Below are 23452 nucleotides of genomic sequence, written 5' to 3' on the forward strand. Positions count from 1 at the left end.
GCGCCGGGCTGGGCTGGTCTCAGCCCGGCCCGGCGCGCTGATCATTGCGCGCGGCGCTGCAGGTGCAGTCCCGCGATCATGCAGCGTACGGATCCGCCGGCCGCCTCGATCGTCGGCACCGGCTGCGCGAGCACGCGCACATGCGCCTCCAGCATCGCCAGCTGATCCGGCTGCAGCGAGGCATGGGCGGTGGTGGACATCGCCAGCACCGGGCCGCCGCGGCCAGTCAGCTCCTTGCAGTTCCCCGCGAAGGAGCGCACCTGCGCCTCGGTCAGCTCGACCACGGTGCGGCCGCTCTCGCGCAGCGCGTGCAGCACCCGCTCGCGCTGGATCTGGTCCCGGATCATCTCCGCGCCGATCACGGCGATCTCTTCGCCGATGCTCATGAGCACGTTCGTGTGGTATACGGGCACGCCCGTCGCATCGCTCGCATCGAACACGAGCGGCACGTAGCCGCGGTCACGGCAGAACTCCGCCAGCAGCTCTTCGTCCATCCGCCGGGACCGGCAGGCGTAGGCCACCCGGTGCACATGGTCGAGCACCATCGCGCCGGTGCCCTCGAGGAACCGGCCGTCCTCCTCGCCGGGGGAGTAGTCCACCACGCGGCGCACCACGAAGCCCTGGCGCAGGCGTCGCAGCACATCACCACGTCGTTCGGGACGACGGTTCGGGGCGTACAGCGGGAACAGGCACACCGTCCCGTCGGCGTGGGTGGTGATCCAGTTGTTCGGGAACACGCTGTCCGGGCGGCGGGCCGAGGCGTCGTCGAACACCGTCACCGCGACACCGGCCCGCCGCAGCGCCGCCGCGAGGGCCGTCACCTCCGCGCGAGCTCGCGCGGCGACGTCTGCGGGGCTGCCGTCGGCCAGGCGCTGGAAGGCGTTGTCCGCCCGCGTGACCGGGTTCGGGGTGAAGTGGTGGGGGCGCACCAGGAACACGGCCGATGGCGACTGCGCCGTGCGCAGCCCGGAGGCATCCGCCGCGCGGGCCGCGCGCGCATCCGCGTCGGTGAGCGGAACCTGGGCACCTCGGACGGGGGAGAGCACGTCCGTGAGGCTCATCCTCAGCCCACCGGGCTGAGGGCAGCGACCAGGGAGAACAGGTCCTTGGGATCCTCGGGATCCGCCACCAGGTCCACCTGTCCCATCAGCTCGGTGCCGAGGTTCGCCTCGCGCGCGTAGCGCAGCCCCGCGAAGTCGGAGACCGCGAAGCCCACGGAGTCGAAGATCGTGACCTGCTCGGCGCTCTCGCGGCCCGGATGCGCCCCCGAGAGCACCTCGAACAGCTCCACGACGGGGAAGTCGGGCTCCTTCTGCTGAATCTCGCCCTCGATCCGGGTCTGCGGCGTGAACTCCACGAACACCGGTCCGCGGTCGAGGACCGCGGCCTCCAGCTCGGTCTTGCCAGGGCAGTCCCCGCCGATCGCGTTCAGGTGCATGCCGGGGGCGACCATGTCGTCGGTGAGGATCGTGGCGAGAGCCTTGTCCGCGGTGCACGTCGTGACGATGTCCGCGCCCTGGACGGCCTCCTGCGGCGAGTCGGCGCGGTGGATCCGGAAGCCCAGCGGCTCGAGGTTGCGGCACATCTTGTCTATCGCCGCGGGATCGATGTCGTAAATCCGCAAATCCTCGATGCCCAGCACCGCCCGCATCGCCAGGGCCTGGAACTCAGACTGCGAGCCGGAGCCGATCATCGCGCTGATGCGGGAGTCCGGCCGGGCCAGGTGCTTCGCGGCCATCGCGGAGGTCGCCGCGGTGCGCAGCGCCGTCAGCAGTGTCATCTCCGCCAGGAAGATCGGGTACCCGTTGTCCACATCCGCCAGGGCGCCGAAGGCTGTCACGGTCTGGAACCCGCGCGCCGGGTTCAGCGGATGACCGTTGACGAACTTGAAGGAGTACAGCTCACCATCGGAGGTGGGCATCAGCTCGATCACGCCGAACGGGGTGTGGGAGGCCACGCGCGGCGTCTTGTCGAAGCGGTCGAAGCGCCGGTAGTCATCCTCCACGTACTGCGCCATGCCGCGCAGGATCGCCTCCGCACCATCGCGCTGAATCCAGCGCGCCATCGCGGCCACATCGAGCAGATCGGTCATCTCGCATCCTTCCCGGCACCTCGTCGTGCCCTGGTCCAGTCATCGTGCAGTTCCAGTCAGCGTGCGGTGCCTCGCGCAGCACCTGGGCACGCTTGGCCCGACGCTACGGAGAACGAAGTGCGTGCTCAAGAGGCGACGTGCGCGAAATTTTCGCCATAGCTTCGCAATGTGTCGGGGTCTGATTAGCATGCTGTTCATGTCAGCCCTCAGCGACCTCGATCAGCGGCTCCTGGCAGCGCTGCGCACCGACGGACGCGCTCCCATCACGCACCTGGCCGAGCGCCTGGGCGTCTCCCGCGCGACCGTCACCGCGCGCATGGATGCCCTCGCCGCGCGGGGCGTGATCACCGGGTACACGGTGCGGGTGCGTGAGCCTGCAGCGCTCGGCCAGGTCCGGGCCGTGAGCTTCATCGAGGTCGAGGGGCGCACCACCGACCGGGTGATCCGCCACCTGCGCGGCTTCGAGGAGATCCAGGCACTGCACACCACCAACGGCGGCTGGGATCTGGTGGCGGAGATCGTCTGCCGAGACCTGCCGGCCTTCGATGCGGTGCTGCGGCGCCTGCGCGCCATCGAGGGCGTGGTCAACTCTGAGACGTCACTGCTGCTGAGCTCCGTGCTGCGCTGAGCACGCCGCAGTGCGGCGCGCCCGCTGAGGCGGCTACGATCACGGGTGGATCCGGCATCGTCGGTCGGATCGACCCGATCCAAGGAGAACAGCACCGTGAATCAGCCCCCGTCCGCCATGGACATCCGCATCACCCTCGATGGCACTCCGCACGCCACGACCGCCGGGACCACGGGCACCGAGCTGTTCACGGGCCGCTCCGAGATCATCGCCCTGCGGATCGACGGTCAGCTGCGCGACCTCGCGACCGCCGTCGAGGACGGACAGGACGTCCAGGGCGTGGAGATCACCAGCGAAGACGGGCTGAACATTCTGCGGCACTCGACCGCGCACGTCCTCGCCCAGGCCGTCCAGAAGGTGAATCCCGCAGCGAAGCTCGGCATCGGCCCCTTCATCACCGACGGCTTCTACTACGACTTCGACGTCGCCGAGCCCTTCACCCCCGAGGACCTCAAGGCCCTCGAGAAGCAGATGATGCGCATCATCAAGGAGGGCCAGCGCTTCGTGCGCCGCGAGATCTCCGACGATGACGCCCGCGCCGAGGAAGCCGATGAGCCCTACAAGATGGAGCTCATCGGCCTGAAGTCGAGCGCTGCCGATGCTGCCGAGGGCGCCTCCGTTGAGGTCGGCGAGGGCGGGCTGACCATGTACGACAACGTCAACCGCCGCGATGAGGTGGTATGGACGGACCTGTGCCGTGGCCCGCACCTGCCCACCACCAAGCACATCGGCAACGGCTTCGCCCTCACCCGCTCCGCCGCCGCCTACTGGCGCGGCAGCGAGAAGAACCCGATGCTGCAGCGCATCTACGGCACCGCCTGGGCCACCAAGGAGGACCTGCGCGCCCACCAGGAGCGCATCGCCGAGGCCGAGCGGCGCGACCACCGCAAGCTGGGCAGCGAGCTGGATCTGTTCTCCTTCCCCGACGAGATCGGCTCGGGCCTGGCGGTCTTCCACCCCAAGGGCGCGATGATCCGCATGGAGATGGAGGAATACTCCCGCCGCCAGCACGTGAAGGCCGGCTACTCCTTCGTGAACACCCCGCACATCACCAAGGGGCAGCTGTTCCAGACCTCCGGCCACCTGGACTGGTACCAGGAGGGCATGTACCCCGCCATGCACCTCGATGAGGAGCGTGACGAGACCGGGCAGATCACCAAGCAGGGCCAGGACTACTACCTCAAGCCCATGAACTGCCCGATGCACAACCTCGTCTTCCGCTCCCGCGGCCGCTCCTACCGCGAGCTGCCGCTGCGGCTGTTCGAGTTCGGCACCGTGTACCGCAATGAGAAGTCCGGCGTCGTGCACGGTCTCACTCGCGCCCGCGGCTTCACGCAGGACGATGCGCACATCTACTGCACCCGCGAGCAGATGCGCGAGGAGCTCACCACGCTGCTGACCTTCGTGCTGGACCTGCTCAAGGACTACGGGCTGGAAGACTTCTACCTCGAGCTGTCCACCAAGAACCCCGAGAAGTTCGTGGGCGATGACGCGACCTGGGAGGAGGCCACCCGCACGCTCGAGGAGGTCGCCACCGCCTCGGGTCTGGATCTCGTGCCCGATTCCGGCGGCGCCGCCTTCTACGGCCCCAAGATCTCCGTCCAGGCCAAGGACGCGATCGGCCGCACCTGGCAGATGTCCACCATCCAGCTGGACTTCAACCTCCCGGAGCGCTTCGACCTGGAGTACACCGCGCCCGACGGCTCCCGCCAGCGCCCGGTGATGATCCATCGTGCCCTGTTCGGCTCCATCGAGCGGTTCTTCGGGGTGCTCACCGAGCATTACGCGGGCGCGTTCCCGGTGTGGCTGGCCCCCGTGCAGGTGGTCGGCATCCCCGTGGCCGCTGAGTACGTGCCCTACCTCGAGCAGGTCGCCGCGAAGCTGCGCGAGCACGGGGTGCGCGTCCAGGTGGACGCCTCCGATGACCGCATGCAGAAGAAGATCCGCACCCACACCAAGGAGAAGGTGCCGTACCTGCTGATCGCCGGTGGCGAGGACCAGGACAAGGGCGCGGTCTCCTTCCGCCTGCGCGACGGCTCCCAGGACAACGGCATCCCCGTCGACGAAGCTGTAGAGCGCATCGTCACGGCGATCCGGGACAAGGTGCAGGTGTGATCCCAGCGGGGGGAGTGCAGGGGACGGGCGGCCACGAGGATCCGATGATCGAGGATGCCCGCGACTTCGCGGGCATCCCCGATGACACCGAGCGGCTGTGGACACCGCACCGCATGGCGTACATCGGCGGGCAGGACAAGCCCGAGGACCCCGATGACGGCCAGCAGTGCCCCTTCTGCCGGGGACCGCAGCGCAGCGACGAGGACGCCCTGATCGTCCACCGCGGCGAGGTGGCCTACGTGATCCTGAACCTGTACCCCTACAACTCCGGGCACCTGCTGGTGTGCCCGTACCGGCACGTCTCGGACTACACCGACCTCACCGATGCGGAGGTGACGGAGGTTGCGGAGCTCACGCGCACCGCCATGCGCGTGATCCGTGAGGTCTCCGCCCCAGCCGGGTTCAACCTGGGTATGAACCAGGGCGAGGTGGCCGGTGCGGGGATCGCCGCCCACCTGCACCAGCACGTGGTGCCGCGCTGGCGGGGAGATGCGAACTTCCTGCCGATCGTGGCGCGCACCAAGGCGGTGCCGATCCTGCTGGCGGACACCCGTCGGCTCTACGCCGCGGCCTGGCCGGGCACCGATGATCGACCGGGCACCAAGGACCGGCCCGGCGCCGAAGATCGAACGGGGGAGCGATGAGCAGCACGGAGGCACCGCCGCGCGCGGGAGCACCCACGACCGCTTACGGCTATGACATCGACCGGGTGGACCCCCGAGCCCCCGGCCGTCTGGGAGCGGACCCCGCGCCGCTGCGACGGCCCGCCCGCTGGATGCGCTGGCTCGTGCTGGCCTCCGCTATCGCCAGCGCCCTGATCCTGCTGGGCATGCTGATCTATCTGCTGATCAAGGTGTTCATCCCGATGGGGATCGGCACCTCCCTGGTCGCGCTCACCGCTGCGCTCGTGCCCGTCGGCATCGTTGTCGCCGCCGTGTGGTGGATCGACCGGTACACCCCGCAGCCCCTGGGCAGCCTCGGCTATGCCTTCGCCTGGGGAGCGATCGGCTCGATTGTCACCACGCTGCTGTTCGGCCCGTACTTCACCTCCGCGATCACCCCCGAGGACGCCCATCCCGTGGTCCAGCAGTTCCTCGGCGCGGTCATCCAGGCTCCCGTGGTCGAGGAGAGCTTCAAATCGCTGGGCCTTGTGCTGCTGCTGGTCTTCGGCCGCCGCTACATCGCCGGGCCGATCGACGGCGTGGTGTACGCCGCGTTGATCGCCGGCGGTTTCGCCTTCACCGAGAACATCCTGTACTTCGCGAACTCTTTCCACGAGGCTCAGGCCTCCGGGCAGCTGGCCGGTTTCTGGGAGATCTTCTTCATGCGCGGTCTGCTCTCCCCCTTCGCGCATGTGTCCTTCACCGCGCTCGCCGGGCTCGGGCTCGGCATCGCCGCCGAACGGCGTTCGCTCATGCTCTACTTCGGCCTCGGCATCGGCGGGCTCGCCCTGGGAATGGTGCTGCACGCCCTGTGGAACGGCTCCACCTTCTTCATCCCCATGGATCCCGAAAACCCGATGGCCGGGTTCCTGCGCTACTACCTCATCGTGCAGGTGCCGATCTTCCTGCTGCTCAGCGCCCTGGTGATCGTGCTGCGACTGCGGGAGAAACGGATCCTGCGCCGACAGCTGTCCGCCTACGGACGGGCCGGCTGGTTCTCCCCCGAGGAGGTGGAGATGCTCGTCTCGATGCGCCGCCGCGGCAAGGCCGAACGCTGGGCCCGCCGCCACGGCGCGGTGGCGCGCCTGGGCATGCGCCACCTCATCCGCACCGCGATCGCCCTGGGGCTCGAGCGGCACAGCGTCCTGTTCGCCCGCGCCACGCCTCGCACTCGCGCCCGCGAACGCCACCTGCTCGAGGCCATCACGGCCGACCGGCGCCTGATCGGCTCCCTCAGCGCGCCGGTCGTGCGCTCCTGATCTGCGGCACCACCGGCGCGCCGAGGCTGCGATGCCCTGCGAACCCCGCTCGCAGGTGACATCGCTGCCTGTCGGCCCGCGCCCGTCGGCCCCTGCCTGTCCGGTCGCCTAGACTGGGGCGGCATTCCGCCATGTGGTGGCGGACGAGATGGGAGGAGAGAGATGGCCGGGCATTCCAAGTGGGCGACGACCAAGCATAAGAAGGCCGTCATCGACGCCAAGCGCGGCAAGCTGTTCGCCAAGCTGGTGAAGAACATCGAGGTGGCCGCGCGCATGGGCGGCCCCGACCCCGCGGGCAACCCGACGCTCTACGACGCCATCCAGAAGGCGAAGAAGTCCTCCGTCCCCAATGACAACATAGACCGCGCCGTCAAGCGCGGCGGCGGTCTCGACGGCGGGGGAGTGAACTACGAGACCCTCATGTACGAGGGATACGCGCCCGGTGGCGTGGCCGTGCTCGTCGAGTGCCTCACCGACAACAAGAACCGTGCGGTCTCCGAGGTGCGGCTGGCCTTCAGCCGCAACGGCGGCAACATGGCCGAATCCGGCTCGGTGGCCTATCTCTTCGAGCGCCGCGGCGTGGTGACGCTCGCCAAGGGTGAGCACACGGAGGATGAGCTGCTCGAGGTCGTGCTCGATGCCGGCGCCGAGGAGATCAACGACGAGGGCGAGACCTTCGAGATCATCTCCGAGGCCACGGATGTCGTGGCGGTGCGCTCCGCGCTGCAGGAAGCGGACATCGACTACGACAGCGCCGAGGCGCAGTTCGTGCCCACGATGCGCACCCCCGTGGACCTTGATGGCGCGAAGAAGGCACTGCGTCTTATCGAGGCGCTCGAGGATAGCGACGACGTGCAGAACGTCTACTCCAACCTCGACATCCCCGACGATATCGCCGCCCAGCTCGAGGACGAGGACTGACCTGTGCGACGGTCCGCCGCTCCGCCGCGCGGACCGTCGCGCCCCGGATCCCGGGCCCACCCCGGATGAGGAGCACCGTGACGACGCTGCGCGTGATGGGGATCGACCCCGGCCTGACCCGCTGCGGCGTAGGCATCGTGGACGCCCTGGGCGGGCGGCGCGCGCGCCTCGTGCAGGCCCACGTGATCCGCTCAGCCGCCGAGGACCCGCTGGATCAGCGCCTGCTCACGATCGCGCGCGGACTGCGTGCGGCGCTCGAGGAGTTCGACCCCGATGCCGTGGCCGTCGAGCGCGTGTTCAGCCAATCGAACATCTCCACCGTGATGGGCACGGCCCAGGTCTCCGGCATCGCCCTGCTCGAGGCGGCCGAGCGGGGCATCCCGACCGCCCAGCACACCCCCTCCGAGGTGAAAGCCGCGGTGACCGGCAGTGGCCGCGCCGACAAGAAGCAGATCCAGACCGTGCTGATGAAGGTGCTGCGGCTGGACGCCGCCCCGCAGCCCGCCGATGCCTCCGATGCGGTGGCGATCGCGCTCACCCAGCTGTGGCGCGGTGGGGGACCGGTGGCCCTGGATGCCACCGGCGGCGCCCGCACCAGCGCCCAGGCCATCTGGGCGCGCGCCGAGCGGGAGGCCCGACGCGCCCGGGAACGCTCCACCTCCCGGCAGTGATCGAACACGTGTTCTAGGGTGTCCCCGTGATCGCAACTCTCACCGGCACCGTCACCCGCATCGGCCTGGATTTCCTCATCCTCGAGGTGGCCGGGGTGGGCTACCTGGTGCGCACCACTCCGCAGGCCCTGTCCGCGACCCGGCACGGGGCCGAGCTCATGTTGCACACCGAGATGATCGTGCGCGAGGACGCCCTGACTCTCTACGGCTTCCCGCAGGCGGAGGAGGCCGAGACCTTCCGGATCATCCAGTCCGTCAGCGGCATCGGCCCGCGCACCGCCCTGGCCGTGCTGACGGTGATGGATCCCGAGGAGCTGCGGCGTGCCGTGGCCGAGCAGGACCAGAAGGCGCTCACCCGCATCCCCGGCATCGGCCCCAAGGGCGCCTCCCGCATGCTCCTGGAGCTCGGCGGGAAGCTCCCGGCGCCGACGGAGAGCGCCCCCGTCCCAGCCCGGGCGGACGCCCCCGCCCCGGTCACCGGTGCGGATACCGATGTGGTCGAGGCCCTCGTGGGGCTCGGCTGGGCAGAGAAGGCCGCGCACGGTGCGGTCACCGCCGCACGCGAAGAGATCACCGGGACCGACGGTGGGGCTGGCGCTGACGTGGATGCGGCGTCGCTGCTGCGCCAGGCCCTGCGGCGCCTCGGGAGCCACCGATGAGCGAAGCCGCGCAGAGCCCGGACGCGATGAGCGCCGAGGCCACGAACACCACTGAATCGCCGCTGACCAGCCCCGATGCCGTCGCCCCCGAGCGCGCCGCCGAGGCCGCGCTGCGTCCGCGCCGCCTCGACGAGTTTGTCGGCCAGCAGGTGGTGCGCGACCAGCTCTCCCTCGTGCTCGACGCTGCCGTCGGGCGGGGACGCGCCCCTGAGCATGTGCTGCTGTCCGGGCCGCCGGGCCTGGGCAAGACCACCCTGGCGATGATCATCGCCGCGGAGCTGTCCGCGCCGCTGCGCATCACCTCCGGGCCCGCGATTCAGCATGCCGGGGACCTCGCGGCGATCCTCTCCTCCCTCGACGAGGGGGAGGTGCTGTTCATCGACGAGATCCACCGCCTGGCCCGCCCCGCAGAAGAGATGCTCTACATCGCCATGGAGGACTTCCGGGTCGATGTCGTGGTCGGCAAGGGCGTCGGCGCGACGTCGATCCCGCTGGACCTGCCGCCCTTCACGGTCGTGGGCGCCACCACCCGGGCCGGGCTCCTGCCCGCTCCGCTGCGCGACCGCTTCGGCTTCGTCGGACACCTGGACTTCTACACCGCCGCCGAGCTGCACGAGGTGGTGCGCCGCAGTGCAGACCGCCTCGAGGTGCAGCTCGAGGATGCCGCGGCCCGGGAGATCGCCTCCCGGTCTCGCGGCACTCCGCGCATCGCCAATCGCCTGCTGCGCCGCGTGCGGGACTGGGCGCAGGTGCGCGGCAGCGGCCGCCTGGATCTCGATGCCGCACGCGAGGCTCTGCGCGTCTATGAAGTGGACGAGCGGGGCTTGGACCGCCTGGATCGCGCGGTGCTCTCGGCCCTGTGCCGACGCTTCACCGGCGGCCCCGTGGGCCTGTCCACCCTCGCTGTCGCCGTGGGGGAGGAGACTGAGACCGTCGAGACGATGGTCGAGCCCTACCTCGTGCGGGAGGGTTTCCTGCTGCGCACCCCGCGGGGCCGAGCCGCCGCCCCCGCCGCGTGGGAGCACCTGGGGCTCGAGCCGCCCACCCCCGAGGAGGGCACCGCGCCGATGCTCGGCCGGTTCTGAGCCGCATTCCCCGCATATCGAGCATCGACGACGGCTGCGTCACCCTGGCATGGCAGGACCTGCTGCGGCAGGTACAGTGGACCGTCGGACACCATCGAGGACCGGGCCCGGTGCCCGGCGCCATGCGCCAGCCCACCCCCTGAAAGGACACCTGTGGAAGCCTTCCTGCCGCTCCTTCTCATCATGGGCGTGATGCTGCTGCCCATGCTGTTCCTCTCCAGCCGCCAGCGGAAGATGCAGCAGCGGCACCTGGAGATGGTGAACAAGCTGGGCGTCGGCGATGAAGTGCGCACCCACTCCGGGTTCTTCGGTCTGATCGTCGAGACCTACGACGACGTCGTCATCCTCGAATCCGAGGACGGCTCCCAGTCCAAGTGGGCGCGCCAGGCCATCGCCGCCGCGGTCGACCCGCAGGAGGGCACCGACCAGGAGGCCCTCGGCGCTGAGGAGAGCGACGCCGTCGAGAGCGCCGATGCCGACCAGTCCGCCGAGACCACCCTCACCGAGCCGGATGCTGAGGGCAGCACCGGGACCGCCCGGGAGGGCGAGGTCCCCGGTGTGACCACCTCCCCGGCCAACCACGAGGCCGAGCGCCGCCAGAACTGATCCAGCGTGCCGGGGGCGCGAGCTCCCGACCCCGAGCCCGTCGTCCTGAGGAACCACGCACCATGCCCGCACGTCGCATCGCCCTCGTGGCTCTCGCGGTGATCATCCTGCTGCTGGGCGGCGGGATCGGCGCCGGCGTCAGCCAGGGAGGCTGGCAGGCCGCCCCCAAACTCGCCCTTGACCTCGAGGGAGGCACTCAGGTCATCCTCCAGGCCCAGTCCCGTGACGGCTCAGCGATCGACGCCGCCGCCATGGAGCAAGCCCGCCAGATCATGAGCCAGCGCGTGAACGCGATGGGCGTGGCGGAGACCGAGATCACCGTCCAGGGCGGTACCAACATCGTCGTGGACGTCCCGGGGCAGCTCGACCAGGCGACCTCCGAAGCGATCCGCCAGACCGCCGCGATGTCTTTCCGCCCGGTGCTGGGGGTCGTCGCCCCCGAAGGCAGTGGAGATCCGATGCCCTCTGACGGCGGTGGCGCCGACGCCGGTGGTGGTTCCGACGCCGGTGGCGCCGAGGACACGGGCGAGGAGTCCAGTGCCCCGCCCGTGGATCCCTCCGAGCAGAAGTTCGAAGGGCTGATCGGCTCTGATCCCGCGCTCGGCCCGCCGCCGGCCGTCGCCGAGGGCGAGCTGCCCTACCCGGCGTGGTCCTCCGAATGGATCACCCCCGAGGTGCAGGCCGAGGTGATGGCCGCCGACTGCGTGGACCCCGCGGCGCAGCAGGAGCGCACCGCCCAGACCGCCGCCGATGAGCCGACGGTGGCCTGCGCCCCCGACGGCTCGGCGAAGTATCTGCTGGGTCCCGAAGTGGTCGCCGGTGCCGCCATCCAGGACGCCAGCGTCGCCTCCGATGTGACCCCCACCGGGCAGCCCACCGGCTTCTACGTGGTGAATCTGCGTTTCGATGACTCTGCCGCGCAGCCCTTCGCCTCCATGACCCAGGCGCTGTACAACGGGGAGGGTGCCAGCCCCGCCTTCGGCATCGTCCTGGACGGGCTGGTGATCTCCGCCCCGCAGGTGCAGGAGCCCTCCCCGGGCGGTGAAGCCTCGATCTCCGGTAACTTCACCCAGGAGCAGGCCTCTCAGCTCGCCGACCAGCTGCGCTTCGGTGCGCTGCCGCTCGAGTTCGAGGTGGCCTCCGAACAGCAGATCTCCGCCACCCTCGGGGCGGACCAGCTGCAGATGGGCCTGATCGCCGGCTTGATCGGCCTGGTGCTCGTGGTGCTGTATGCCTTCGCGCAGTACCGCCTGCTGGCGATCGTGACCACCGCGAGCCTGGCCCTGATGGGGCTGCTGACCTACGGCACCCTCACTGTGCTGTCCAACCTCCCGGAGATCGGCTACCGCCTCTCGCTGGCCGGCGTGGTGGGTCTGATCGTCGCGATCGCTTTCACCGCCGACTCCTTCATCGTCTACTTCGAGCGCGTGCGCGACGAGATCCGCGACGGCCGCGGGATCCTCGCCGCCGTGGATCACGGCTGGGACCGCGCCAAGCGCACCATCCTTGCCTCGGACGCGGTGAACCTCCTGGCTGCGGTGGTGCTGTACGTGCTCTCCACGGGCGGCGTGCGCGGTTTCGCTTTCGTGCTGGGGCTGACCACGATCCTGGATCTGCTGGTTGTGTTCCTGTTCACCCACCCCATCCTGCAGACGCTCGTACGCACCCGCTTCTTCGGCAAGGGCCACCCTCTGAGCGGTCTGGACCCCGCGACCATGGGGCGGAACGTTCCCGCCTACGCGGGCCGCGGGCGGGTGCGCAGCGTCGCCGAGCGCGGCGGGGGCGAGGAGCGCCGCCGAGGCCGTCGCCGCGGGGCCGCATCGGCCGAGCCGGCCCGCGAGCCGCTCGCGGTGCGGCGCGCCCGCGAAGCCCGGGAGGCTCGGGAGGCCGAGGAACGGCAGGATGGAGCTGGCAGCGCAGACATCACCGACAGCCCAGACAGCACTGACAGTACTGAGGGCGCAGACACCGCTGGTGGTACCGACACTCCGTCGAGCCCCGATGAGACGAAGGAGCAGGACCGATGACCGCCGCGTTCGCCCGCTTCGGCAATGACCTGCATGCCGGTCGTCGGATCCTGCCGATCGTCTCCCGCCGCCGCACCTGGTACCTGATCTCCCTGATCATCCTGGCGCTGCTGGTCGGCGGCTCTGCCCTGCGCGGCCCCAACCTGGGCATCGAGTTCACCGGTGGCTCCGAGTTCCAGATCGCCGGGGTGGCCGATACCGAGCAGACCTCTGCCCGCGATGTGGTGCGCGAGCGCCTGCCGGAGAACGAACCGAAGATCACGGTGCTGGGCCAGGACACCCTGCGGGTCCAGACCGAGCAGCTGGACTCGGGGGAGACCGCGCAGCTGGCGCAGGAGCTCGCCTCCGCGTACGACGTCTCCCCGGACGCGGTCTCCACCTCCTACATCGGCCCGGTGTGGAGCGGGGATGTCACCCAGAAAATGATCCGCGGTGTGGTCGTGTTCCTCGCGCTCGTCGCGGCGATGATGGCCCTGTACTTCCGGAACCTGAAGTCCTCCCTCGCGGCGATGGGAGCCCTGATCCACGACATGCTCGTGACCATCGGGGTCTACCTCGTGGTGGGCTTCGAGATCACCCCGGGCACCGTGATCGGCTTCCTTACCGTGATGGGCTACTCGCTGTACGACACGATCGTCGTGTTCGACAAGGTCCGCGAAAACACCGCGGACCTCACCGAGCAGAGGCGCCGCAGCTTCGCAGACCTCGTGGAGCTGGCCGCGAACCAGACCCTGGTGCGGTCGATCAACACCTCCGTGGTGGCGCTGTTGCCGGTGGGGTCGATCCTCGCCATCGGCGCGTTCCTGCTGGGCGCCGGGACGCTCAAGGACATATCCCTGGCCCTGTTCATCGGCATCATCGCCGGCACCTACTCGTCGATCTTCCTGGCCCCCGGATTCCTCGTGGATCTGCGTCGGCGGGAGCCTCAGATCGCCGCCCACACCCGCTCCGTGCAGGACGCGCGGAAGGCCCCGACCGATCGGCCCGCGACGGACCGACCCACCGCCACTGCCTGAGGACAGCGATGACCCCGACCTACCAGCCCACCACCGCCCAGATCGAGGCGCTGCGCGCCTCGCACATCGCCGAATACCCGAACTTCCCGACCGAGGGCGTGCTGTTCCGCGACATCACCCCGCTGCTGCGGGATGCGCGCGCCCTGCGCACGGTGCTCCACCACTGGATCTCCCTGTTGCCGCCGGACGTCGAGTACATCGTGGGCACCGAAGCGCGTGGCTTCGTGCTCGGGGCACCGCTCGCCTACGAGCTGGGCGCCGGCTTCATCCCGGTGCGCAAGGCCGGAAAGCTCCCCGGTAACCCCGCAAGCCTCACCTACGACCTCGAGTACGGCAGCGCCGAGATCCAGATCCCGGAGAACTCCCTGCCCGCGGGGGCGCGCACCCTCGTGGTCGATGATCTGCTCGCCACCGGCGGCACCGCCGCCGCGACGATCGAGCTGACCCGCTCCTTCGGCGTCGACCTGCTGGGCGCCTCCTTCCTCATCGAGCTCGAAGGCCTCGGCGGCCGCGAGAAGCTGCCCGATGTGGACATCACCACCGTCTGGTCCTTCCCCAACTGACAGGGCCGTCGCCAACTGACCGGTCCGTCCTCAACTGACAGGGGCCTGACGCCCCGGCGGAGGGCGCGATCGCGCTGCCGCGGCACGGGCCGGACGGTGTCCAGCACGGCGATGACCGGCGCGTAGACTGGAGCTCTCGCGTCCAGGAGGTGTGCGCCATGCAGCAGTCGGCATCCGAGCCCGGCCGGACCGAGACCGCCCCGGCCCCGGAGGACCGCAGCACGGAGGGGGGCCCCCGTCTCACCGCGAAGCCCGCCCCGCCCCGTCGCACCCGGTCGCGGCTGTCCTTCTTCAGCCCCTGGTCCACGACGGCCGCCGTGGACCCGCTGCTCGCGCCGCTGTTGGAGACCATGACGGCGGTCAGCCCCAAGGAGGACCAGGCGATCGTCCGCCGCGCCTTCGGTGTGGCCGAGCGTGCCCACCGCGGACAGATGCGCAAGAGCGGTGACCCCTACATCACCCATCCCGTCTCTGTCGCCACGATCCTCGCGGAGCTGGGCTCCCCGGCCGATGTGATCGCCGCCGGGCTGCTGCATGACACCGTCGAAGACACCGACTACTCCCTGGAGCGGCTCAAGGATGAGTTCGGCGAGGTCATCGCGGTGATGGTCGATGGCGTGACGAAGCTGGACAAGGTCACCTACGGCGAGGCCGCCCAGGCCGAGACGGTCCGCAAGATGATCGTGGCGATGAGCCGCGATGTGCGGGTGCTGTTGATCAAGCTGGCCGATCGGCTGCACAACGCCCGCACCTGGAAGTACGTTCCCTCGTCCTCCGCTGAGCGCAAGGCCAAGGAGACGCTGGAGATCTACGCGCCGCTGGCCCACCGCCTGGGACTGAACACGATGAAATGGGAGCTCGAGGACCGCTCCTTCCAGGTGCTCTACCCCAAGGTGTATGAGGAGATCGTGGCGCTCGTGGCCCAGCACGCCCCGGCCCGCGAGCAGTACCTGTCCACCGTGACCACGCAGATCAATGAGGACCTGCGCAAGGCCAAAATCAAGGCCGAGGTCACCGGACGGCCCAAGCACTACTACTCGATCTACCAGAAGATGATCGTGCGCGGCCGCGACTTCCAGGACATCTACGACCTGGTGGGCATCCGTGTGCTGGTGGACACCGTGCGGGACTGCTACGCGGTGCTGGGCACACTGCACTCCCGCTGGTCCCCGGTCCAAGGCCGGTTCAAGGACTACATCGCGCTGCCCAAGTTCAATCTCTACCAGTCGCTGCACACCACCGTGATCGGCCCCACCGGCAAGCCGGTGGAGATCCAGATCCGCACCTGGGAGATGCACCGCCGCGCCGAATACGGGGTGGCCGCGCACTGGAAGTACAAGGCGATGGGTGCGCACCAGAACGCGGGGGAGGCCGCCCGGATCGGGAACGACGCCGCGTGGCTGCGGCAGCTCATGGACTGGCAGAAGGAGACCACCGACTCCGGGGAGTTCCTGGACTCCCTGCGTTTCGAGATCACCACGCAGGAGGTCTACGTCTTCACTCCCAAGGGGGACGTGCTGGCCCTCACCCAGGGTGCGACCCCCGTGGACTTTGCCTATGCCGTGCACACCGAGGTCGGGCACCGCACCATCGGCGCGCGGGTCAACGGTCGTCTCGTGTCCTTGGAGACTCCGCTGAACACCGGGGACACGGTCGAGGTCTTCACCTCGAAGTCCGCGGACGCCGGCCCCAGCCGCGACTGGCTGGGCTTCGTGAAGACCCCGCGGGCACGCAACAAGATCCGCCACTGGTTCTCCAAGGAACGCCGGGAGGAAGCGCTTGAGAAGGGCAAGGACGAGCTCGCCAAGGCGCTGCGTCGCCAGGATCTGCCGATGCGCCGCCTGCTCACCCACGAGACCCTCGCGACCGTCGCCTCGGATCTGAACCTCGCCTCAGTCGATGCGCTGTACACCGCGATCGGTGAGGGGCACACGAGCGCCCAGCACGTGGTGGAGCGTCTGCGCGCCTCCTTCGGCGGCACCGATGGTGCCGAAGAGGACGTCGCAGAGGTGACGCTGCCCTCCAAGGTCCGCTCGCGCGCCGGGCGCACCGAACGGCATGCCGCGGAGACCGATCAGGGCGTGATCGTCGACGGGCACTCCGATCTGTGGGTCAAGCTCGCCAAATGCTGCGCCCCCGTGCCGGGCGATCCGATCGTCGGCTTCATCACCCGCGGCTCCGGCATCTCGGTGCACCACAGCTCCTGCTCCAATGCGATCCAGCTGCAGGAGCAGCAGGCGGACCGGATCGTGGACGTCTCCTGGTCGGGCCGCCACTCCACCGCGTACCTGGTACACATCAAGATCGAGGCGCTGGACCGCCCACGGTTGCTGACGGACCTTGCGCAGGTCATCTCCGAGCAGCAGGTGAATCTGCAGTCCGCGTCGGCGCAGTCCAACACCGATCGCCTGGCCACTTCCTTCTTCTCCTTCGAGCTGGCCGACCCTTCGCATCTGCAGTCTGTGCTGTCGCAGGTGCGCCGCGTGGAGGGCGTCTACGACGTCTACCGCGTCACCGCCGATGGCAAACCGGTCGAAGACCGAGCCCCGCTCACCGCGAGCTAAGGGCGGGGACCTGCTGCGGATAGAGGGCGGCCAGACGCGTACGTGCCGCGGAGATCCCCGGGTAGCGCCAGGCAGTCCGCAGCAGATGCGCGATCTGCGTCGGCCGCGTATGGCCGCTGTCCACCAGCTCGTGCACGAGCGCCGCGGCCTCTTCGGGCGGGCTGAAGCGCAGCAGATCCGCGGCGGTGCGCGCGGGGACCGTGACTGGCGCGCCGCCGATGGTCTCCACGTCCCAGGGCCGCAGCAGTCCGTATCGCTGCACCACCCCGGCGAGGTCGCCGCGATGGGTTGGGGACAGCAGCTCGATCGGCGTGGGCGGCACCCCGCCCAGCAGCACCCAGGCCGCGGTGGGCCCGGCGATCACATGATGGGCCTGCAACTGTCCGCCCAGAGCGCAGCCCACCAGGAGGGCGCGGCTGATCGCCGTGCCCAGCACATCGGGCGGGACGAACAGGCCGGGCCGCAGGCGCACCACGTAGCCATCGGCCACCAGGCGCGCGGTCGCGGGCGTCTCCGCGAAGCGCAGCAGCTCCTGCCCGAGGGGGACGGCGAGCTCCGCGGCGTGATGCGACCACGCCGCACACAGGCCGACAGACCGGGGCGGCGGGTGCCGGGGCCGTGAGGCGGCAGGGGCGGTGAGCAGCGCAGCAGTCATGGGCCGACCCTGCCAGAAACCGGCGAGGGACGGATTCGGCATTGTGGATGACTGCATTCCGACCGCCCTCCGAAGGCCTTGTGGAGGACGTTGAGATGCCGCCGCCGACTGGTCGAGCGAGGAGAGGGTCAGCCCAGATCGCGCGCCGAGCGCTCGATCACCGCGAGCCATTCGCGGCGGGCATCCAGCGCGGCCTGCGCCTCCTGGATCTTCTTCGGATCGCCTCCGGCCTGCGCCTTCTCCAGCGCCTCCTCATAGGAGGCGATCGCGGAGTGCAGCTGCGAGCTGGCTCCCTCCACGCGGGCGCGCGTGCGCGGATCGGTGCGGCGCCACTCGGCCTGCTCGGCGTCCTTCACCGCCCGTTCCACGGCGCGCAGACGAGCGTCGATCCGGCGCATATCCGCCCGCGGCACCTTCCCGGCGTCCTCCCAGCGGTCCTGCACCGAGCGCAGCGCCTTCTTCGCGGCCTCCAGATCGGCGCTGGGATCGATCGCCTCCGCCTCGGTGAGCAGCTCCTCCTTGACGGCCAGATTCTGCTTCTGCTCCGCCTCGGTCTCGTGTAGATCCGCGTTGCGGGCGGCGAAGAACGTGTCCTGCGCAGCCTTGAAGCGCTTCCACTGCGCATCGTCCTTCCTGCGGTTGCCGCGCGGCGCCTCCCGCCAGCGGGACATGAGGTCTTTGTAGGCGCGGACCGTCGGCCCCCAATCGGTGGAGTCCTGCATCGACTCCGCCTGAGCAATCAGACGCTCCTTGATCTGTGCGGCCTCCGCATGGCGCTCATCGAGCTGGGAGAAGAACTGCTTGCGCATGCGATCGAAGGTCGAGCGCGCCGCAGACAGGCGCTTCCACAGCGCCTCCTCGGTCGGACGATCCAGAGACACACCCTCGGACTGCATCTGCTTCCACGCCGGCACCATCTGCCGCATGGTCTCCCCGGCTTTCTTCCAGGAGATCTGCTGCGGATCGGTCGCCACCAGCTGCTCGATGGACTCCACGAACTCGGTGCGCGCACGGGTGGCCTCCGCACGTGCCGCCGCCCGCTCGGCCTCGAGGGCGTGAATCTTCTCCTTCGCGCGCTCACGCAGCTCGTTCGCCCGCACCCGCAGCGCAGGAATGTCGCCCACCACGGCGGGCTCCTTCATGTTCTTGCGGAGGTTCTCCAGCAGCCGGTTCAGCTCATTCTGCGTGTGCTCGGGAGCGTTCAGCGTGGTCTCGGTCAGATCAAGGAACGCCACCAGGTCCAGGTAGCCGCGGGCATAGGGCTCCAGCACCGCATCGTGATCGGCGTTGGCCTCGGTGCTCTGCCCGATCACACGCACCTGGGTGCCGTCTTGCACCGTGACCGTCCCGTCCTCCGCAACGGCGCCGTGGGTCTTCGCCTCGGCGATCGCTGCCGGGTCGTACTCGGTGACCGGCGGGGCCACCGGCAGCAGCGTCGCCCGCGGCTTCTTCGCAGCCATCGCCGCGGGGGAGGGACCGGCCGGACGTGCAGGGCCCGGGCGGGGAGCCGCAGGCTTCGGCGCCGGAGATGCGGGGGCAGCCGTGGTGGGCGCGGCCTCCGTGGCATCCTCGGGCGCCGCCTCGGCAGTGGGCTCTGCGGGGGCCTGGGCTGCGTCGTCCGCCGCGGCGTCGGCAGTGGGCTCCGCGGCAGCCTCAGGGGCGGCCTCGACGGTGGGCTCCTCGGGGGTCTCCGGGGCGGGGGAGGACGGCACGGACTGGGGGTTCTCGGACTCGCTCATGATCGAGCTCCTTCGACGGGATCCGCTGCAGGGCGGGACACTGCCACCGGGTAGGCGGCTGACGGGCACATCGATCCACCGGCCTTCGCTCGTGGACCACGTCACGGAACTCTACCGTGACCGGCCCGGGCACGATGCGCCGTCCGCTGTGGCCGCGCCGACGGGCGATAATGGGACGCGCAGACCCCGACTCGAAGGAAGTGCCCTCCATGGCGAAGCCCGCCAAGAACACCGGCCTCTCGGGATTCCCCGAGCACCTCCCCGCCGAGCGCGCCGTCGAACAGCACGTCATCGACGTGTTCCGTGAGGTGGCCGAGCTGCATGGCTTCGCCGGTATCGAGACTCGCGCCGTCGAGCCGCTCTCGCAGCTGCTGCGCAAGGGCGAGATCGACAAGGAGGTCTACCTCCTGCGGCGCCTGCACGCCGAGGACGACGGCGCCGACGATGACGGTGCCGACCCGGACCGCACCCTCGGGCTGCACTTCGACCTCACCGTGCCGCTGGCCCGCTACGTCCTGGAGCACCAGAACGACCTCGCCTTCCCCTTCCGGCGCTACCAGATCCAGAAGGTCTGGCGCGGCGAGCGGCCCCAGGAAGGCCGGTACCGCGAGTTCTACCAGGCCGATCTCGACGTCATCGGCCAGGACACCCTGCCCGGGCATGTGGAGGCCGAGGTCGCCGTCGTGATGGCGGAGATCCTCGCGCGCCTCCCGCTGGGCTCCTTCACCATCCACGCCAACACCCGTCGCCTGTCCGAGGGTTTCTTCCGCTCCCTGGGCCTGAGTGACCACGCCGCGGTGCTGCGCAGCCTCGACAAACTGCCGAAGATCGGCGCTGACGCGGTGACCGAGCTGCTGCTGCGCGATGCCGGAGCGAGCCGTGAACAGGCCCAGGCCTGCCTGGCCTTTGCGAGCATCCGCACCCGTGATGCTTCCTTCGCCCAGCAGGTGCGGGACCTCGGCGGCAGTGGCGAGATGGTTGAGCAGGGCATCGCCGAGCTCACCGCCGTGCTCGAGCGCGTCGAGGCCGCCGTGCCCGGCGTGATCATGGCGGACCTCTCCATCGCCCGGGGCCTGGACTACTACACCGGCACCGTGTTCGAGACCTTCATCGCCGGGCACGAGTCGCTGGGCTCGATCTGCTCCGGCGGCCGCTACGACCAGCTCGCCGCGGATAACCGTCACACCTATCCCGGGGTGGGCCTGTCCATCGGTCTGTCCCGACTGGTCTCCCGGATGCTCTCCGCGGACCTCGCGCGGGCCTCCCGCCCCGTGCCCACCTGTGTGCTGGTCTCCGTGAGCGATGAGGAGCACCGCGCCTCCAGCGATGCTGTCGCCGCACAGCTGCGCCGCCGCGGCATCCCCTGCGAGGTGGCCCCGAGCGCAGCGAAGTTCGGCAAGCAGATCCGCTACGCCGACCGCCGCGGTATCCCTTTCGTCTGGTTCCCCGGCACCGAGGGTCGGGCCGATGAGGTCAAGGACATCCGCAGCGGCGAGCAGGCTCCGGCCGATGCCGGGACCTGGGAGCCGTCGGCCGCAGACCGCACCGTGCAGATCCTGGCCGGATCCACGACTGCGGACGAGGACACCTCTCGCGGGGATCGGTGAGCCACATCACAGCGGCGGCGGGGGAGGAATGCTCCCGCGCCGCCACGCGTTCCTCTCGTCATGGCCACCATCACCATGACCTCCGAGAACCACGACAAGACCATCGAGGATGGCATCGTCCTGATCGACTTCTGGGCGGGCTGGTGCGTGCCCTGCCAGCGGTTCGCCCCCGTCTTCGAGGAGTCCTCCGAGAAGAACCCCGATGTCACCTACGCGAAGGTGGACACCGAGGACCAGCAGGAGCTGGCGATGCGCTACGGCGTGACCTCCATCCCCACCCTCGTCGCCTACCGCGACGGGATCCCGGTGTTCTCCCAGCCCGGCGCGCTGCCGCAGGCCGCGCTCGAGGACCTGGTCAGCCAGGTGAAGCAGCTCGACATGGATGAGGTCCGCAAGGCCTACGCCGAAGCCCAGGCCCAGCAGGGCGAGCAGCAGAAGTGATCGACGTCCGCCGGGTCTGCCCCTGACCCCGGCCCGTCCCTGAACCGCACAGGACCCCGCCCGATCCGGCGGGGTCCTGTCCTGTCTGGGGCCCTGTTCTGGCGTCAGTCGCGGCGGCGGCGCGCCGCGTGCTTCTTCGCGGCAAGCCGATCCCGGTCACGCCCGCCGCGCTCTGTGCGCTTCCACGGCGGGATGCCATCCCCGCGCCGAGGACGCTCGGCCCCCTCGCGCCGCCCGCGTCCGCCGCGGGGACCCTGATCCGGGGCGATCCGCAGCTCGCGCCCAGCCACCGTAGCCTTGCCGATGCGCTGCATCTGCTCGCCGCTGAGGCCGCCGCGGATCTGCACCAGGGAGAAGGTCGGAAAGATCTGAATCTTGCCCACGTCCTTGCCGCGCAGGCCACCTTCCCCGGTGAGCGCACCGACCAGGCTCTGCGGCCGCGCCCCATGCGTATGGCCGACCCCCACCTTGTACGCGGTGAAGCCGTGCTCAGCCCTGCCCGGCTCTGCGCGCCGCGGCCGGTCGGGACGGTCCGAGCCGGCCAGCGTCGCGGAGGTGAACTCCTCGTCCTCACTCGCGGTGCCGGGACCGTCATCGCCGACGGTGGTCGCGGCGAGCACGGCGGCGAGCTCGAGCGGATCCATCTCATGCTCGGCCAGGAACTCGCCGATCAGCTCGCGGTACAGCTCGAGGCGTCCGCGGTCAGCGCGCGCCGGGACCTCGGCCAGCACGGCCGCGGCCCGATGCTTGGAGACATCGCGCGGGGAGGGGATGATCGCCTCGGCGAGCTTCTGCTTGGTGGACCGCTCGATGTTCTTCAGCGCCCGTCGCTCATGCGGGCCGATAAAGGTCAGCGCCTTCCCGGAGCGGCCCGCCCGGCCGGTGCGGCCGATGCGGTGCACATACGCCTCCGGCTCGCGCGGCACATCGAAGTTCACCACCAGCCCGATGCGCTCCACGTCCAGGCCGCGCGCGGCGACATCGGTCGCGACAAGCACATGCAGGGATCCGTCGCGCAGCCGCTCGACGATCTTTTCGCGCTCCTTCTGCGGCACATCCCCGCTGATCGACGCCGCGATCACGCCGCGGGCGACGAGGGCGGTGCCGACCTCTTCGGCGGCGGCGCGAGTGCGGACGAACACGATCGCGGCATCGGCGCTCGAGGTGGCGAGCACACGGGCGAGCGCCCCGGTGCGGTGCCGGAACGGCACCGCCGCATAGGACTGCTCGACGGAGTCGACGGTCGAGGACTGCGGGGTGACGCTCACGCGCACCGGGTCCTTCATGTGCTCGGCGGCCACACGCTCGATCGCCGGGGGCATCGTCGCGGAGAACAGCGCCACCTGCCGGGTGGCGGGGGAGTGGGAGAGGATCTCCTCGACATCCTCCGCGAAGCCCATGCGCAGCATCTCATCGGCCTCATCGAGGACCGCGAAGCGCACCTGATCCAGCCGCAGCGTGGTGCGGCGCATGTGGTCCATGATGCGGCCCGGCGTGCCGACGACCACCTGCGCGCCGCGGGTGAGAGCGCGCTCCTGCGGGCCGTAGGGGGAGCCGCCGTAGACGGCAACGACATCGAGCCCGCCGATCGCGGTGGCGAAGGAGGAGATCGCCTCGGCGACCTGCATGGCCAGCTCACGGGTGGGGGCGAGGACCAGGCCCTGCACCTCCCGGCGCGAGGGGTCGATCGCCGCGAGCAGCGGCAGGCCGAAGGCGGCGGTCTTCCCGGTGCCGGTCTGCGCCACCCCGATCACATCGCGGCCCTCCAGCAGCGGCGGGATGGCCTGCGCTTGGATCGCCGACGGGGTGGTGAACCCCAGCTCATCGACCGCCTCGCGCAGCGCGGACGGCAGCTCCAGGGCGTCGAAGCCGTTCGGGGCCTCCGCGGCGGGCGTCTTACCGGGCGTCGGCTCGACGGCGGGAGCCTCACCGCCGGCCGTCTCGGCCGGGGCGGGAGTCTCGTCGGCGGGGGTCTCGGGGGCAGGGGAGGCGTCAGTCATGGGTGTCCTTCGACGGTCAGGGGGTGAGGTGGCCCGTACGCGTCCAAGGCGCCTGCCATAGGGCAAAGACCTCGCAGGTCGGACAGCATCCCACTGTAGGCCCCGGGGTGGCCGGATCAACAGGGCCCGCGGTGGCGAGATC

20 protein-coding genes are annotated in these 23452 nt (G+C 70.0%); 15 read left to right on the forward strand and 5 right to left on the reverse strand.

Annotated features, from left to right (window positions below):
* Window positions 1–41: 41 nt before the first annotated feature.
* Together ctlX and CJ197_RS05860 are read right to left on the reverse strand one after the other, a co-directional pair.
* On the reverse strand, window positions 42–1061 hold the full coding sequence (gene ctlX, locus CJ197_RS05855; RefSeq protein WP_102235810.1) for a citrulline utilization hydrolase CtlX: 1020 nt from the start codon (window positions 1059–1061) through the stop codon (window positions 42–44).
* Window positions 1062–1063: 2 nt separating this feature from the next.
* Entirely contained in the window at window positions 1064–2092 is a 1029-nt protein-coding gene (locus CJ197_RS05860) for an ornithine cyclodeaminase (RefSeq protein ID WP_102235811.1), read from the reverse strand.
* A 196-nt stretch (window positions 2093–2288) separates the two neighbouring features.
* On the opposite strand from CJ197_RS05860, the gene CJ197_RS05865 reads away from it, so the two are divergent.
* From CJ197_RS05865 to CJ197_RS05925, 13 genes are all read left to right on the forward strand, one after another.
* Window positions 2289–2720, forward strand: a complete 432-nt coding sequence (locus tag CJ197_RS05865; RefSeq protein WP_102236001.1) for an Lrp/AsnC family transcriptional regulator — start codon at window positions 2289–2291, stop codon at window positions 2718–2720.
* Between the two features lie 117 nt (window positions 2721–2837).
* Window positions 2838–4835, forward strand: coding sequence for a threonine--tRNA ligase (gene thrS / locus CJ197_RS05870; RefSeq protein WP_102235812.1), 1998 nt, complete (start codon window positions 2838–2840; stop codon window positions 4833–4835).
* A gap of 44 nt (window positions 4836–4879) precedes the next feature.
* The gene (locus tag CJ197_RS05875; RefSeq protein WP_102235813.1) at window positions 4880–5479 is read left to right on the forward strand and encodes an HIT domain-containing protein; all 600 of its coding nucleotides are present in this window, start codon (window positions 4880–4882) and stop codon (window positions 5477–5479) included.
* Window positions 5476–6756, forward strand: a complete 1281-nt coding sequence (locus tag CJ197_RS05880) for a PrsW family intramembrane metalloprotease (protein WP_102235814.1) — start codon at window positions 5476–5478, stop codon at window positions 6754–6756. The genes CJ197_RS05875 and CJ197_RS05880 overlap by 4 nt, the downstream gene beginning before the upstream one ends.
* Window positions 6757–6918: 162 nt before the next feature.
* On the forward strand, window positions 6919–7677 hold the full coding sequence (locus tag CJ197_RS05885; protein ID WP_102235815.1) for a YebC/PmpR family DNA-binding transcriptional regulator: 759 nt from the start codon (window positions 6919–6921) through the stop codon (window positions 7675–7677).
* Window positions 7678–7754: 77 nt separating this feature from the next.
* Window positions 7755–8348 carry a crossover junction endodeoxyribonuclease RuvC gene (ruvC, locus tag CJ197_RS05890; protein ID WP_102235816.1) on the forward strand — a complete coding sequence of 198 codons (594 nt, stop codon included), beginning with the start codon at window positions 7755–7757 and terminating at the stop codon, window positions 8346–8348.
* Window positions 8349–8374: 26 nt separating this feature from the next.
* Window positions 8375–9007 carry a Holliday junction branch migration protein RuvA gene (ruvA, locus tag CJ197_RS05895; protein ID WP_102235817.1) on the forward strand — a complete coding sequence of 211 codons (633 nt, stop codon included), beginning with the start codon at window positions 8375–8377 and terminating at the stop codon, window positions 9005–9007.
* Between the two features lie 26 nt (window positions 9008–9033).
* Window positions 9034–10092 (forward strand): Holliday junction branch migration DNA helicase RuvB, encoded by a 1059-nt coding sequence (ruvB, locus tag CJ197_RS05900; protein WP_102236002.1) that lies wholly within the window; start codon window positions 9034–9036, stop codon window positions 10090–10092.
* 153 nt (window positions 10093–10245) lie between these two features.
* Window positions 10246–10698: a preprotein translocase subunit YajC gene (yajC, locus tag CJ197_RS05905; RefSeq protein ID WP_233190668.1), complete on the forward strand. Its 453-nt coding sequence runs from the start codon at window positions 10246–10248 to the stop codon at window positions 10696–10698.
* A gap of 62 nt (window positions 10699–10760) precedes the next feature.
* On the forward strand, window positions 10761–12725 hold the full coding sequence (gene secD, locus CJ197_RS05910; protein ID WP_102235818.1) for a protein translocase subunit SecD: 1965 nt from the start codon (window positions 10761–10763) through the stop codon (window positions 12723–12725).
* Entirely contained in the window at window positions 12722–13741 is a 1020-nt protein-coding gene (secF, locus tag CJ197_RS05915) for a protein translocase subunit SecF (protein ID WP_102235819.1), read from the forward strand. The genes secD and secF overlap by 4 nt, the downstream gene beginning before the upstream one ends.
* Window positions 13742–13749: 8 nt before the next feature.
* Window positions 13750–14304, forward strand: coding sequence for an adenine phosphoribosyltransferase (locus tag CJ197_RS05920; protein WP_102235820.1), 555 nt, complete (start codon window positions 13750–13752; stop codon window positions 14302–14304).
* Window positions 14305–14462: 158 nt separating this feature from the next.
* On the forward strand, window positions 14463–16868 hold the full coding sequence (locus CJ197_RS05925) for a bifunctional (p)ppGpp synthetase/guanosine-3',5'-bis(diphosphate) 3'-pyrophosphohydrolase (RefSeq protein WP_102235821.1): 2406 nt from the start codon (window positions 14463–14465) through the stop codon (window positions 16866–16868).
* Here the strand turns inward: CJ197_RS05925 and CJ197_RS05930 are convergent.
* Together CJ197_RS05930 and CJ197_RS05935 are read right to left on the reverse strand one after the other, a co-directional pair.
* Window positions 16855–17523, reverse strand: a complete 669-nt coding sequence (locus CJ197_RS05930) for a hypothetical protein (RefSeq protein WP_233190669.1) — start codon at window positions 17521–17523, stop codon at window positions 16855–16857. The genes CJ197_RS05925 and CJ197_RS05930 overlap by 14 nt on opposite strands.
* A 128-nt stretch (window positions 17524–17651) precedes the next feature.
* Window positions 17652–19262 (reverse strand): DUF349 domain-containing protein, encoded by a 1611-nt coding sequence (locus CJ197_RS05935; RefSeq protein ID WP_102235823.1) that lies wholly within the window; start codon window positions 19260–19262, stop codon window positions 17652–17654.
* 209 nt (window positions 19263–19471) lie between these two features.
* On the opposite strand from CJ197_RS05935, the gene hisS reads away from it, so the two are divergent.
* A complete protein-coding gene (gene hisS / locus CJ197_RS05940) occupies window positions 19472–20869 on the forward strand; it encodes a histidine--tRNA ligase (RefSeq protein WP_102235824.1) in 1398 nt (465 codons plus the stop codon).
* A gap of 60 nt (window positions 20870–20929) precedes the next feature.
* Entirely contained in the window at window positions 20930–21310 is a 381-nt protein-coding gene (gene trxA / locus CJ197_RS05945; protein ID WP_102235825.1) for a thioredoxin, read from the forward strand.
* Between the two features lie 104 nt (window positions 21311–21414).
* On the opposite strand, the gene CJ197_RS05950 is transcribed toward trxA, so the two are convergent.
* Window positions 21415–23310, reverse strand: coding sequence for a DEAD/DEAH box helicase (locus CJ197_RS05950; RefSeq protein ID WP_102235826.1), 1896 nt, complete (start codon window positions 23308–23310; stop codon window positions 21415–21417).
* Between the last annotated feature and the right edge of the window lie 142 nt (window positions 23311–23452).

Source organism: Brachybacterium sp. UMB0905 (genome assembly GCF_002871795.1).
Lineage (GTDB): Bacteria > Actinomycetota > Actinomycetes > Actinomycetales > Dermabacteraceae > Brachybacterium.